A 13,324-nucleotide genomic window follows, 5' to 3' on the forward strand; every position below is an offset into this window, starting at 1 on the left:
TTGATCAACGCCGATGGGCGGGGCGCGGCGGGGAGGATGGGGGTGTGTGGGACGTCATCGTCGTTGGGGCCGGGCCGGCCGGGGCCGCGGCGGCGCTCGGGGCGCGGCGGGCGGGCGCGGAGCGCGTGCTGCTGCTGGACCGGTACGACTTCCCGCGGGACAAGGCGTGCGGGGACGGTATCGCCGCGCACGCGCTGGACGTCCTGGCCGAGCTGGGGGTGAGCGGGGCGGTCGACGGGTACGCGCCGCTGCCCGCGCTGCGCCTGGTCGGCCCCGGTGGCGGCACGGTGGCCCGGGCGTTGCCCCGGCCCGCGTACACGGTGCCCCGGCAGGTGTTCGACGCGCGGCTGGTGGCGGCGGCGACCGCGGCCGGGGCCGAGCTGCGGCGGCACACCGTACGCACCGTGGAGGTGCGCGGGGACCGGGTGGTGCTCGACGGGGACCTGGCCGCCCGGGCGGTGGTCGGGGCCGACGGGGCCGGTTCGGTGCTGCGCCGGACGCTCGGCCACCCGGTGAACCCGGACCGGCACCTCGCGCTCGCCATCCGGGGCTACGCGCCGGCCCGCCCCGGCCCGCCCGAGCAGCTCATCGTCACCTCGTCGCCGCGCTGGCCGGCGTACGCCTGGTCCTTCCCGATCGGCGACGGGCGGGCGAACGTCGGGTACGGGGAGGTGCTGCGCGGCGAGCCGCTGACCCGCGCCCACCTGCTGGACCGGCTGGCCGCCCTGCTGCCCGGTACCGACCCGGCGACGGTGACCGACCTGCGGGCGCACCACCTGCCGCTCTCCACCCACCGGCCGGCGCCCGGACGGGGTCGGGTGGTGCTGGCCGGCGACGCGCTCTCGTTGATCAACCCGTTCACCGGCGAGGGCATCTTCTACGCGCTGCGCTCCGGGGCGCTGGCCGGCGCCGCCGCGGCCGACACACCGGCCCTCGCCGCCCGCCGGTACGCCGACGCGCTGCGCCGCCGGCTCGGCGCCCACCTGCGGCACAGCTCGATGGCGGCCTGGCTGGCCCGGCACCGGCGGGTGGTGGACGCGGCGGTGCGCGCGGCCCGGCGCGACGAGCGGGTCTACCGGACCGTGGTGGAGCTGGGGCTGGGTGACGGGCGTCTCGACGCCCGTACCCTCGCCATGATCGGTTCCGGCCTCGCCTCGCGTGTTACGCCACCGAGACGCTGATCGTCGGCACGGGTCGCTACCCTGCAAGGTGATGACTCTGCGGAAACTCCTCTACTCCGTATACGAGCGCCGGCTCACCGCGAAGCTCGCGGGCAAGCCGGTGCCCCGGCACGTCGGCGTGATGTGCGACGGCAACCGCAGGTGGGCCCGGGAGATGGGCTTCGTCGACCCGAACGACGGCCACCGGATGGGCGCCGAGCGGATCAAGGAGCTGCTGCGCTGGTGCGACGCCGCCGGTGTCGGGCACGTCACCCTCTGGCTGCTGTCCACCGACAATCTGGCCCGGCCGGCCGCCGAGCTGGACCCGCTGCTCCAGATCATCGAGGACCTCACCACCGAGCTGGCCGAGGAGGGCAACCCCTGGCGGCTGCGGATGGTGGGCGCCCTCGACGTGCTGCCCGCGCACCACGCCGCCGCCCTCAAGGCGGCCGAGGAGCGCACCCGGGAGCGCAGCGGCGGCGCCCAGGTCAACATCGCCGTCGGCTACGGCGGCCGGCGCGAGATCGCCGACGCGGTCCGCTCGCTGCTGCTGGAGCACGCCGCTACCGGCGGCACCGTCGAGGAGCTGGCCAACTCGATCGACGTCGACCACATCTCCGAGCACCTCTACACCAAGGGCCTGCCCGACCCGGATCTGATCATCCGGACCAGCGGCGAGCAGCGTCTCTCCGGCTTCATGCTCTGGCAGAGCGCGCACTCGGAGTTCTACTTCTGTGAACTCAACTGGCCCGACTTCCGCCGGGTGGACTTCCTCCGCGCCCTGCGCTCCTACGCCACCCGGCAGCGCCGCTACGGCGCCTGACCCGCCCTCACCAGCCGGCGCGCTCAGCGCAGGTGGGGAAGCGCCTCGGTGAGGAAGTCGCCGAGGGCGGCGGGGGAGTCCAGGGTGAGGTCTGCGGCGTCGGCGACCTCGTGACCGGTCTCCGGGTTCGCCACCGCGACGCAGACGCCGAGGAACTGCGGGTCGGCGGCGGCCCGGGCGCGCAGCGCCGAGAAGGCCTTGATGTCGGAGACGTCGTCGCCGAAGTACCAGGCGCCGCCGGCGTCCCGGACCACCTCGCCGATGACCATGCCCTTGTCCCGGTCGACCGGGGGCTTCAGCTCCAGCACCATGCGCCCGGCCTGGCAGCGCAGCCCCAGGGCCTCGGCCCGGGCGCGCCCCCACTCCTGCACCAGGTCGCCGAGCTGCGGCGCGGTGCGCCAGTGCAGCGCGACGGAGAGCCGCTTGAACTCGACCAGGGCGCCGGGCGGCAGCTCGGTGCGGGCCTGCTCGGCCAGCTCGGCCATGGTGGGCACCCAGGGCAGGGCGGCCGGCTCGGTGACCGTCTCGCCGCCGGAGTGGCTGTGCTCCAGGCCGTAGAGGCCGTAGAGGTCGATGCCGGACAGACCGCCGAGGTGGTCACGGAGGAATTCCACCGGGCGCGCGGAGACGATCGCGATCCGGCGTACGTGCGGCGCGAGCGCCTCCAACGCGGTGAGCACCTTGGGCGCCGGCTGGACCGCGGTGGGGTCGTCGTCGACCGGCGCGAGGGTGCCGTCGAAGTCGAAGAAGAGCACCACGTCGGCGGCGCGGGCGGCGGTGGCGCGCCACGCATGCTCGGCGTCCAACGGGGTTTTCGGCTGCTGGTTGCCCAGATTCAACGGCGGCACGCGCGACAGCGTACCCCGGTCACGGCGGCGTATTCGTGGCCGAGATGTGACGTCGGAACGACGCGGGCGGTCAGCGTTCGGCGGCTCCCCGTCCCCGGCGCCCGAACGGCACCACGGCCGCGTCCTGCCCGTGGCTCAGCAGGTAGCCCTCCACGAAACCGGTGTTCCGGTCGCCGGTGTGCGCCTCGATCTCGTTGAGCCGCGCCACCAGGAACTCGGTGAGCGCGCTGACCCGGTCGTTGAGCCGGTCGTGCAGTTCGGCGACGACGGCGAGGACCACCGCGGTGCCGGCCGTGATGAGCGCGAAAAGGTTGACGACCAGGGGAAGCTGCCCGCCGTTCATTACGCCGACCACCACGTTGCCGGTCACGCACGATGTCACCGACACCACCGCGACCACGACTGCCAACCATTTCAGGGTCATGGACAGACCCCTCCTTCTGTCCCGCAGGGCTGGGTTCGGCTGTGTCCCGTCCCCCCGCCGATGACGAGCCCTTAGCAGTACAAACGTGGACGCTAGCCGTTCCGATCCGGCCCCGAGGCGAAACAATCGGGTCTGACCTTCCGTTCTTTCGCCATCTGAGGAACTACCCGGCCTGTTTACCTCTATTTCGGGCATCGACCGGGAGGGTTGGGCGATAAGCGAGATAGCGAATGGTTTCTCGAATGTGGAACTTCTCCGCCTCGGAGACGTTCGGGTCGACCAGCCGGCGCAGCAGCGCCTCGACGTCCGGGTCCATCGGCGGCGGGGTGGGGGTGGCGCGAGGGGCCGCCGCCCGGTCCCAGCCGAGGGCCGCGAACGCCGCCGCGGGGTTGAGCCCAAGCCCCTCGCAGAAGGCGACCACCCGCTCGGCCTCGGGGTCGCTGGCCCAGTCGCCCCGGACCCAGCGGTTGATGGTCTGCCGGGAGACGCCGGTGCGCCGGGAGACCTCGGTGCCGCTCCAGGCCCGCATGGCGCGCGCGTCCTCCAGCGCGCGGCGGACGAAGGTGGCGAAGGCGATCTTCCGTGCGTTCGCGGTCTCGGTCACCCCGTGACGGTACGACCAGTCGGTCTCCGAGGCACCGCCCGGCACGCTGCTGTCACGCCCACGTGACGATGATCCACGGTTGCCGGTAAACGATCCAGAGCTGTTCCTGAGGGGTGTCACCCGGGCAGAATAGATGGACGCCAGTACGGCGGTAAACGGACGAAAAGCTGATACTGTCACGCTCATGAGACAACTTACGGTGTGTCACGTGCATGAGACGACGAGTGCTCACATGCGTCACTCCGCGGGTGTCGAGGGGGTCTCGTGACCGAGCTCGCGACCCGTGCGCAGGCCTTCGGCCTGATCGCCGAGGGGGTGACCGCCGGCCTGAGCGCCCCCTGGCGCCTCTACCTGGCGCGGGGCTGCCGCTATCTCTCCCTCAGCGTGGGTGACCGGGACGAGTGGGACGCCTGGCGGACCCATCTCGGCTGTCCCGAGCTGAGCGTCCGGGTCTACGAGGCCGGCGGGGAGATCCGCCGGGCCTCGGTGGCCGAGGTGATCGTCGACGGCTGCCGGATCAGCGTCGAGCTGGTCGAGGAGGTCAGCACCGCCGATCTGGAGCGGCTGCTGGTCGTCGACCCCCTGCCCGGGGCGGACGAGCGATGAGCCCTTTTCTCGCCGTCGTACTGGTCCTCGTGCTCGGTTCGACCTGCTACGCGGCCGGTCGGCTGCACGGCCAGCTCAGTTACCGGATCGGCTACCGGTTCGGTTACCGCCAGGGCTACTTCGACGGCGACCGGGGCGCCTGGAACCGGCGGCGCCGGGACGCCCAGGCCGCGATCGCCTCGGCGTTCACCGGCCCGGCCCCGGCCGTGGTGACCGCCCCGGCCGGGCGCACCACGCCGTTCGCGGGCACCGCCGTCCCCGCCGCGGTCACCGCCCGCACCTCCTCCGGCCCGGCACTGCGGGCCACCGCCACCGCCCAGTTCGGTGGGCTGGCCACCCGGCAGGGCACCACCTACACCGGCTCCTCGTTCGGCGCGGCCGGCGGCGGGCCGCGGACCGGGACCCTGGTCCGGCGGCAGGGCTGACGCCCGCCCAGACGCGGTGTGCCGTCCGCGGCGGACGCGCACCGTCGGAGCCGCCCTCAGACCGGTGACGGCGGCTCCGCCGGCCGGGATGCGCGCAGGGGGCATGCATCCCGGCCGGTTCCGCCGCGCGCCGTTCATCTCCCGCTCGTGTGTGATCCACTCGCACCACTAGCCGACCGGGCGTCCGGCGATTAGCGTCTAGGCATGGCACGGGGTTTTCCCGAGCCAGCCGGACAGCCCGGACCTGCGACCTCGCGCACGGGGCCCGCATCCGACCCCGTGTCCCACCGGGCACCGGAAGAGGCGGAACTCGGGTGGCCGGGTGCCCATCCGCGGAGCAGGCCTGTGACCACTCGCCGTACGCCCGCCGGTGCCGACCAGACCCCGGCCGCGACCGCCACGACCCGCCGGACCACCCGCAGCCGCCGCGCGGCCTCCGCGCCCGCCGGCACCGAGGAGCCCCGACCAGCCGGCCAGGCCTTCGTCCTGGACACCTCGGTCCTCCTCTCCGATCCGGCCGCGTTCCACCGCTTCGCCGAGCACGAGGTGGTGTTGCCGCTGGTGGTGATCTCCGAACTGGAGGGCAAGCGCCACCATCCCGAGCTGGGCTGGTTCGCCCGGCAGTCGCTGCGCATGCTGGACGAGCTGCGGGTGAAGCACGGCCGGCTGGACCGGCCGGTGCCCGCGAACGACCAGGGCGGCACCCTCCGGGTGGAGCTGAACCACACCGACGACGGCGTGCTGCCGCCCGGGTTCCGGAACGAGTCGAACGACGCGCGGATCCTCTCGGTGGCGCTCAACCTGGCCGCTGAGGGGCGCGAGGTCACGCTCGTCAGCAAGGACATGCCGCTGCGGGTGAAGGCGGCCTCGGTCGGCCTGCGGGCCGACGAGTATCGGCACGGCCAGGCCAGCGATCCGACCTGGACCGGGATGGCCGAGCTGGAGCTGGCCGAGGAGGAGATCGGCCAGCTCTACGCGGGCGAGACGCTCGACCTCGACGCGGCGGCCGGCCTGCCCTGCCACACCGGCCTGGTGCTGCACTCGGCGCGGGGCTCGGCGCTCGGCCGGGTGCTGCCCGACAAGACGGTCCGGCTGGTGCGTGGCGATCGGGAGGCGTTCGGCGTCCACGGCCGCTCGGCCGAGCAACGGGTGGCGCTCGACCTGCTGCTGGACGAGTCGATCGGCATCGTCTCGCTCGGCGGCCGGGCGGGCACCGGCAAGTCCGCGCTGGCCCTCTGCGCCGGCCTGGAGGCGGTGATGGAACGCCGCCGGCACAAGAAGGTCGTCGTGTTCCGCCCGCTGTACGCCGTCGGCGGCCAGGAGCTGGGCTACCTGCCGGGCTCGGAGTCGGAGAAGATGTCGCCCTGGGCGCAGGCCGTCTTCGACACGCTCGGCTCGGTGGTGCACGAGAACGTGCTGGAGGAGGTCACCTCGCGGGGCCTGCTGGAGGTCCTGCCGCTGACCCACATCCGCGGCCGGAGCCTGCACGACGCCTTCGTCATCGTCGACGAGGCGCAGTCGCTGGAGCGGGGGGTCCTGCTCACCGTGCTGTCCCGGATCGGCCAGGGGTCCCGGGTGGTGCTCACCCACGACGTGGCCCAGCGGGACAATCTGCGGGTCGGCCGGCACGACGGGGTGACCGCGGTGATCGAGGCGCTGAAGGGCCATCAGCTCTTCGCGCACGTCACTCTCAGCCGTTCGGAGCGATCTCCCATCGCCGCGATGGTCACCGATCTGCTGGAGGACATTCCGCTCTGAGGCTTACCTTTGCCCTGGTTTGAGGACATTCTCTTTGTGGCGCAGATCACAATTCGCGTCCTTGGTTTCCCATCGGCCTCACTGTGCGCAATGGTGTCCATCGAGCGCCTCAGCACCACCGAGATCGTCGAGCATCGTTCGCCACGAGACGGCGGGGGAGTCACGAGCACCGGTGGAGTCGGCTGCGACCGCGAGGGTCGGGGCGCTCACGGCGCCGTCGTGGCCGCTCCAGGGCCGCACGTCGCGCCGTGTCCTTGCCCCCGACGAAGGGACACTTCGTGAGTCGGCTGTGGAGCCGGTTCGGTGCCCGTACGGCCGCCGTCGCACTGCTCTCCGTGGGCGTTGCCGGCGGCTTCTATCTGGGCGAAGACCGACAGACCCAGCAACAGGGCCTGACCGCGCAGGTCGGCCTGCAGGTCGACCGGACGGAGTACGCGTACCAGCGCGACCGTCAGGCCGACCACCGCATGGCGTCGGCCAAGCAGCGGGCCGCCGAGTACCAGGCGAAGCTGCGCGCCGCTGCGGCGGCCAAGGAGGCCGCCGAGCGGGCCAAGGAGGCCGAGGCGGCGGCCGCGTCCCGCAAGAAGGAGCGGGAGGCCGCGGAGAAGGCGGCGTCCAAGCCGTACGACGGGCCGATCCCGGCCTCCTGCGAGGAGTTCAGCGGCAACCGCAAGATCGGTTGCGCGATCATGCTCGACGAGGGCTTCGGCATCGACCAGTTCCCCTGTCTGGACAAGCTCTGGACCAAGGAGAGCGGCTGGAACCACAAGGCCTACAACGAGGGGTCCGGCGCGTACGGGATTCCGCAGGCCCTGCCGGGCAGCAAGATGGGCTCGGTGGCGGACGACTGGAAGACCAACCCGGCCACCCAGATCAAGTGGGGCCTCGGCTACATCGAGGGCCGCTACGACAACCCCTGCGGTGCCTGGGCGCACTCGCAGAGCTCCGGCTGGTACTGAGCGGACACCGACGGCGGGGCGTGCGACGATTCGCACGCCCCGCCGTCGTCGTGTCGCCGCTCGGGTGGCGGTACGCCCCGATAGCTGATAGCACTTGACGGATGACCTGGCGAGACGGCCCGACGGGCGGCGACCCTCACCGGTTCGGCACCGAGGCGTTCTACGCCTCGCTCGGCCGGGCCTTCGTCGCCATGTGCGCGGTCGTGCCGGTGCTGTTCCTCATCGAGGCCGTCGACGTCGGCCTGCGCGCCGACCTCGACGTCACCGCCGGCATCATCCCGCACCGCATCCAGGGGCTCGACGGCGTGTTCTTCTCGCCGTTCCTGCACGCCGGCTGGAACCACCTCTACAGCAACAGCATTCCGCTGATCCTGCTCGGCACCTTCGTGCTGGCCGCCGGCACCCGCCGGTTCCTCTGGTCCACGCTGGTCATCATCCTGGTCAGCGGCCTGGGCGTCTGGTTCACCGGCTCGCCCAACTCGGTGGTGGTCGGCGCGAGCGGGGTGATCTTCGGCTACCTCGGCATCCTGCTCACCCGCGGCATCGTCGAGCGGAGCTGGTGGAACTTCGCCGTGGTGCTCCTCGTCGGCCTGCTCTACGGCTGGCAGCTGCTCGGCATCCTCCCCACCGACGAGCGCATCTCGTGGCAGGGGCACCTGTTCGGGCTGCTCGGCGGGGCCGTCGCGGCGGTGCTGTTCCGCCGCCGGCCGGAGACGGCGGACCGGGACCGGCTCGGGTCACCGCCGGTCACGCTGCCCTGACGGCACGTCCACCCGCCGGCGGGACGTGCTTGCCCACGGCCACCGCCCCGCCTACCGTCGGGATCAGCACGCGTTGATCCCCTGGCGAGTGACGGGATGGTACGCCATGCGCGAGGTCGATGTCGCCGTGATCGGAGCCGGCCCCGCCGGGCTGTTCGCCGCCTACTATGCCGGGTTCCGCGGGCTCTCCGTGGCCGTGATCGACGCGCTGCCCGAGCCGGGTGGCCAGGTCACCGCCATGTACCCGGAGAAGCTGATCCTCGACGTCGCCGGGTTCCCCGCCATCAAGGGGCGCGAGCTGGTGGCCAACCTGGTCGCCCAGGCCGCGCCCTTCCGCCCGGAGTACCTGCTCGGCGTACGCGCCGAGAAGCTGTCGTACCTGGACGGGCGGCCGGTGCTCGGGCTGGCCGGCGGTGACCAGCTGCACTGCGGCGCGGTGCTGGTCACCGGCGGGCTGGGCAGCTTCACGCCCCGGCCGCTGCCGGTGGCGGACAGCTTCGTGGGCGCCGGGATCGTCTACTTCGTACCGCAGCCGACCGAGCTGACCGGCCGGGACGTGCTCATCGTGGGCGGCGGCGACTCGGCGTTCGACTGGGCCGTGACGCTGGCCCCGATCGCCCGCTCGGTGACCCTGGTGCACCGGCGGGACCGGTTCCGCGCGCACGCCTCGACCGTCGACCGGGTGCGGGCCCTGCCGGTACGGATCGTGGTCAACGCCGAGGTGAGCCGGCTGCACGGGGAGGACCGGGTCACCGGCGCCGAGCTAACGGTGCGCGGCGGCGCGGTGGAGACCCTGCCGGTGGACACCGTGGTCGCCGCGCTCGGGTTCACCGCCGACCTGGGTCCGCTCGCCGAGTGGGGACTGCGCCTGGACCGGCGGCACATCGTGGTCGACAGCGCCATGGCCACGAACCTGCCCCGCATCTTCGCGGCCGGCGACATCACCGACTACCCGGGCAAGGTCCGGCTGATCGCCACCGGCTTCGGTGAGGCGGCGACGGCCGTCAACAACGCGGCCGTCGTCATCGACCCGACCGCGCACCTCTTCCCCGGCCACTCGTCCGACGGCACCTGAGCCCGGACGGCCCGCCGGGCTCAGGTCGCGGGCAGACCGATCAGGTCGGCCATCAGCCCGGTCTGGTGGTCGAAGTACTCGTCGCGGTGCGGCAGCGTGCGGTTGATCCGGCCGAACAGCTCGAAGCTGATCAGCCCGAAGAGCTGCGTCCAGCCGGCCATGCCCCGGGCCAGCAGGGCGGGTGGCAGGTCGACGGCGAGCAGCGCCGCCAGCTCGGCCACGTCGGACCGCAACGGCTCGGGCAGATCCTCACCGGGCGGGTCGATCCGGCCGGCGGCCACCCCGTCGCGGAGGATGCCCACCAGGGTCTCCGGGGGGCGCTGGGCGGGCGCCACGGTGTCGTCCGGTGCCGCGTAGCCGGGAACGGGGCTGCCGTAGAGCAGGGCGTACTCGGCGGGGTGGGCCAGTGCCCAGGTCCGGGCGGCCCGGCATGCGGCGTGCCACCGGCCGCGCAGGTCGGCCTGGTCGACGCCGGCGTCGGCGGCCTCGACCGCGTCACCGAGCGCGTTGTAGGCCTCCAGGATCAGCGCGGTGAGCAGGTCGTCGCGGCTGGGGAAGTAGCGGTAGATCGCCGACGAGACCATGCCCATGTCGCGGGCGACCGCCCGGAGCGAGAGGTTCGCGCCGTCGGTGGCCAGGTGGCGGCGGGCGACCGCCTTGATCTCTTCGATCATGCCGGCGCGGACCCGGGCGCGGAGCGAGGGAGCGAGCATGCCCCCACTCTGCCACGGATGAGAGCGGCATTCAAAACCGAGAGCACTGCTCTTGACGAAGCGGTCCCGCGTCGGTCATGCTCTGTAGCGAGAGCGCTGCTCTCGGATCGGACCCCTGCTTCGAAGGATGGCCCCCATGGCCCTGCACGTGATCGTCGGCGCCGGACCCGTCGGCACCGCCACCGCCCGACTCCTCGCCGAGCGCGGGGACCGGGTGCGGGTGGTGACCCGCCGCGGCACCGGCCCCGACCACCCCGCTGTCGAGCGGATCGCCGCCGACGCCGCCGACGCGGACCGGCTGACTGCGCTGACCGAAGGCGCCGTGGCGCTGCACAACTGCGCCAACCCGGCGTACCACCGCTGGCCGCTGGACTGGCCGCCGCTGGCCGCCGCGCTGCTCACCACCGCCGAGCGGACCGGCGCGGTGCTCGCCACGGTCGGCAACCTCTACGGGTACGGCCCGGTCGACGCCCCGATGACCGAGGCGACCCCGCTCGCCTCGACGGGCACCAAGGGCCGGGTCCGCAACCGGATGTGGGCCGACGCGCTGGCCGCGCACCGGGCCGGCCGGGCGCGGATCACCGAGGTACGCGGCTCCGACTACCTCGGCGCCGACGGTACCTCGCTGGCCATGATGGTGCTGCCGCGGGTACTCGCCGGCCAGCGCGTTTTCCTGCCGGTCGACTGGGACGCCCCGCACACCTGGACGTACATTCCGGACGTCGCCCGTACCCTGGTCGCTGCCGCGACCGACGAGCGGGCCTGGGGACGGGCCTGGCACGTGCCCAGCGCGCCCGCCGTCTCGATGCGGGACCTGGCCGTCCGCGCGGCGGCCCTGGTCGGTGCGCCCGCGCCGCGACTGACCCGGATGCCGTACCCGGTGCTCTGGCTCGGCGGGGTGGCCAACCCGTTCGTCCGGGAACTGCGGGAGACCGCCTACCAGTTCGCCCGCCCGTACGTGCTGGACTCGACCGCCGCCACCGCCACACTCGGCGTCGAGGCGACGCCGCTGGACCGGGCGGTCAAGGAGACGGTGGCGGCGCTGCGCGGATGACCGGCCGCGGCGGCGGCCCGAGCGCGGCGACCAGCACCGCGACCAGGGTCAGCGCCGCACCCAGCAGGGTGGTCGCCGTGGGGTGCGAGGCGGCGGTGGGCAGCAGCAGGTCCAGCAGGACAGCGCCGACGACCTGCCCGGCGATGGTCGCCAGGCCGAGCAGCAGCACCCCGGTGAACCGGACGATGGCGGCGGCCAGCGCGATGAAAACGATGCCGATGGGGCCGCCCAGGTAGAGCCACGGCTCGGCCGGGAAACCGCCGGCCGGGCGGCCCCGGACCGCCACCTCCACCGCGAAGGTGGCGAGCAGCGCCACCGTGCCGACGGTGAAGTTGACCAGCGTGGCGGTCATGGCGCTGCCGGTGGCCCCCCGGACCCGGCCGTTCACCGCCTGCTGCCAGGCGATGCCCACCCCGGCGGCGAGCGGCAGCAGCGCCAGCGCCAGGGCGCCCGGGTCGCCGAGCCGGTCGCCCACCGCCAGCAGCACGGCCACCACCGTGAGCACCGCGCCGACCAGCCGGTTCGGGGTGACCGGCTGCCGACCGGTCGGGCCGATCCCGGCCCGGTCGACCAGCAGGCTGCTGCCGGACTGCCCGGCCACCACGGCGACGGTGAACACGGCCACGCCGAGGGTGCCGATGGTCAGCCCCTGGGTGGCCACCAGGAAGGCGCCGCAGACGCCGCCGAGGCACTGCCACGGCCGCAGCGAGCCGTCCCGGAGCGCGGCCCGCAGGGCGGCCAACCCCCGTCGGCCGCCAGGGGAGGCGGGGACCAGCACCAGCAGGATCAGCAGGCCGAAGCCGAACGAGACCACCGCGGCGGCGATCCCGTCGGCCAGCCGTACGCCGAGTTCGCCGTTGATCCGGGACTGGACGGCCACCGCAACCCCCGAGGCGGTGGCCAGCCCGGTGCCGGCGATCCGCCGCGTGGTCGACAGCGTCGGGGGCGCCGCCGTCCCGGTCGCGGTCACTCCTGCTCGGCCAGGGGGCGCCCGTCGAAGTCGACCGCCGAGTAGAGAGCCAGCTTCTCCAGCCGGTGGTAGGAGTCGATCACCCGGATCGTGCCGCTCTTGGAGCGCATCACGATCGACTGGGTGTACGCCCCGCCCGCCCGGTAGCGCACCCCGCGCAGCAGGTCGCCCGAGGTGACGCCGGTGGCCACGAAGAAGCAGTTGTCGCCGGTCACCAGGTCGTCGGTGAACAGCACCCGGTCCAGGTCGTGCCCGGCGGCCAGCGCCTTCTCCCGCTCCTGCGCGTCCTTGGGCCAGAGCTTGGCCTGCATCATGCCGCCCATGCACTTCAGGGCGCACGCCGCGGTGATGCCCTCCGGGGTGCCGCCGATGCCCATGAGCACGTCGACGTCCGACTCGCCCCGGGCCGCCGCGATGGCGCCGGCGATGTCGCCGTCGGAGATGAACCGGATGCCGGCCCCGGTACGCCGGATCTGCTTCACCAGGTCGTCGTGACGCGACCGGTCCAGCACGCAGACCGTCACCTCGGCGGCGTCGGTGCCCTTCACCTTGGCGATCCGGCGGATGTTCTCGGCCACCCCGGCGTTGATGTCGACCACGTCGGCGTACATCGGGCCGACCGCGAGCTTCTCCATGTAGAAGACCGCGCTCGGGTCGAACATCGCGCCCCGCTCGGCCACCGCGAGCACGGCCAGCGCGTTCGGCATGCCCTTGCTCATCAGCGTGGTGCCGTCGATCGGGTCGACCGCCACGTCCACCTCGGGCCCGGTCCCGTCACCGACCTCCTCGCCGTTGAAGAGCATCGGGGCGTTGTCCTTCTCGCCCTCGCCGATCACCACGACACCGCGCATCGGGATCGAGTTGATGAGCTTGCGCATGGCGTCGACGGCGGCTCCGTCGCCGCCCTCCTTGTCGCCCCGGCCGACCCAGCGGCCGGCGGCCATGGCCGCGGCCTCGGTCACCCGGACCAGGTCGAGGGCGAGGTTACGGTCGAGATCCTGGGGCGTCCGCGTCCTGGTGGTTGTCATGACGGCTTCCTCCTCGCGACGTTGCGGGGTGGACCGGCGGGATGCGGCCGTCGCCGCCGCCGGTTTTGTCGCTGATCCTCACACGATCTCAGGTTCGACGCCGGAGCGGGGCGGAG

General features: G+C 73.2%; 15 protein-coding genes. 9 read left to right on the plus strand and 6 right to left on the minus strand.

Features of this window, described 5'->3' with window-relative positions; translation table 11 throughout:
- The first annotated feature begins 44 nt into the window (after positions 1–44).
- Together ABZW14_RS03555 and ABZW14_RS03560 are read left to right on the plus strand one after the other, a co-directional pair.
- On the plus strand, positions 45–1,181 hold the full coding sequence (locus ABZW14_RS03555; protein WP_355339055.1) for a geranylgeranyl reductase family protein: 1,137 nt from the start codon (positions 45–47) through the stop codon (positions 1,179–1,181).
- A 31-nt stretch (positions 1,182–1,212) separates the two neighbouring features.
- Positions 1,213–1,983 (plus strand): isoprenyl transferase, encoded by a 771-nt coding sequence (locus ABZW14_RS03560; RefSeq protein ID WP_355339058.1) that lies wholly within the window; start codon positions 1,213–1,215, stop codon positions 1,981–1,983.
- Between the two features lie 23 nt (positions 1,984–2,006).
- Here the strand turns inward: ABZW14_RS03560 and otsB are convergent, their stop codons facing one another.
- The 3 genes from otsB to ABZW14_RS03575 form a co-directional block, all read right to left on the minus strand.
- Entirely contained in the window at positions 2,007–2,831 is an 825-nt protein-coding gene (gene otsB / locus ABZW14_RS03565; RefSeq protein WP_355339061.1) for a trehalose-phosphatase, read from the minus strand.
- A 70-nt stretch (positions 2,832–2,901) separates the two neighbouring features.
- Positions 2,902–3,255 carry a hypothetical protein gene (locus ABZW14_RS03570; protein ID WP_355339064.1) on the minus strand — a complete coding sequence of 118 codons (354 nt, stop codon included), beginning with the start codon at positions 3,253–3,255 and terminating at the stop codon, positions 2,902–2,904.
- Positions 3,256–3,418: 163 nt separating this feature from the next.
- On the minus strand, positions 3,419–3,859 hold the full coding sequence (locus ABZW14_RS03575; protein ID WP_355339067.1) for a helix-turn-helix transcriptional regulator: 441 nt from the start codon (positions 3,857–3,859) through the stop codon (positions 3,419–3,421).
- A 264-nt stretch (positions 3,860–4,123) separates the two neighbouring features.
- Here ABZW14_RS03575 and ABZW14_RS03580 point away from each other — a divergent pair, with 264 nt between their 5' ends.
- The 6 genes from ABZW14_RS03580 to ABZW14_RS03605 all read left to right on the plus strand — a co-directional run bounded on the left by ABZW14_RS03580 (position 4,124) and on the right by ABZW14_RS03605 (position 9,443).
- Complete coding sequence (locus ABZW14_RS03580) at positions 4,124–4,465, plus strand: hypothetical protein (protein ID WP_091260344.1); 342 nt, start codon at positions 4,124–4,126, stop codon at positions 4,463–4,465.
- A complete protein-coding gene (locus tag ABZW14_RS03585) occupies positions 4,462–4,890 on the plus strand; it encodes a hypothetical protein (RefSeq protein ID WP_355339070.1) in 429 nt (142 codons plus the stop codon). Before ABZW14_RS03580 ends, ABZW14_RS03585 begins: the two co-directional genes overlap by 4 nt.
- Positions 4,891–5,235: 345 nt before the next feature.
- Entirely contained in the window at positions 5,236–6,648 is a 1,413-nt protein-coding gene (locus ABZW14_RS03590; RefSeq protein ID WP_355339073.1) for a PhoH family protein, read from the plus strand.
- Positions 6,649–6,926: 278 nt separating this feature from the next.
- A complete protein-coding gene (locus ABZW14_RS03595; RefSeq protein WP_355339076.1) occupies positions 6,927–7,607 on the plus strand; it encodes a lytic transglycosylase domain-containing protein in 681 nt (226 codons plus the stop codon).
- 101 nt (positions 7,608–7,708) lie between these two features.
- The gene (locus tag ABZW14_RS03600; RefSeq protein ID WP_355339079.1) at positions 7,709–8,368 is read left to right on the plus strand and encodes a rhomboid family intramembrane serine protease; all 660 of its coding nucleotides are present in this window, start codon (positions 7,709–7,711) and stop codon (positions 8,366–8,368) included.
- An 88-nt stretch (positions 8,369–8,456) separates the two neighbouring features.
- A complete protein-coding gene (locus ABZW14_RS03605; RefSeq protein WP_355339082.1) occupies positions 8,457–9,443 on the plus strand; it encodes an NAD(P)/FAD-dependent oxidoreductase in 987 nt (328 codons plus the stop codon).
- A gap of 20 nt (positions 9,444–9,463) precedes the next feature.
- Here the strand turns inward: ABZW14_RS03605 and ABZW14_RS03610 are convergent, their stop codons facing one another.
- Entirely contained in the window at positions 9,464–10,156 is a 693-nt protein-coding gene (locus ABZW14_RS03610; RefSeq protein ID WP_355339085.1) for a TetR/AcrR family transcriptional regulator, read from the minus strand.
- A gap of 136 nt (positions 10,157–10,292) precedes the next feature.
- Here ABZW14_RS03610 and ABZW14_RS03615 point away from each other — a divergent pair, with 136 nt between their 5' ends.
- On the plus strand, positions 10,293–11,210 hold the full coding sequence (locus ABZW14_RS03615; RefSeq protein ID WP_355339088.1) for an NAD-dependent epimerase/dehydratase family protein: 918 nt from the start codon (positions 10,293–10,295) through the stop codon (positions 11,208–11,210).
- On the opposite strand, the gene ABZW14_RS03620 is transcribed toward ABZW14_RS03615, so the two are convergent.
- Positions 11,179–12,147: a DMT family transporter gene (locus tag ABZW14_RS03620; protein WP_355339426.1), complete on the minus strand. Its 969-nt coding sequence runs from the start codon at positions 12,145–12,147 to the stop codon at positions 11,179–11,181. The genes ABZW14_RS03615 and ABZW14_RS03620 overlap by 32 nt on opposite strands.
- Positions 12,148–12,176: 29 nt before the next feature.
- Positions 12,177–13,208 (minus strand): class II fructose-bisphosphatase, encoded by a 1,032-nt coding sequence (gene glpX / locus ABZW14_RS03625; RefSeq protein ID WP_355339091.1) that lies wholly within the window; start codon positions 13,206–13,208, stop codon positions 12,177–12,179.
- Between the last annotated feature and the right edge of the window lie 116 nt (positions 13,209–13,324).

The sequence above is a fragment of the Micromonospora sp. NPDC004551 genome, assembly GCF_040609975.1.
GTDB lineage: Bacteria > Actinomycetota > Actinomycetes > Mycobacteriales > Micromonosporaceae > Micromonospora.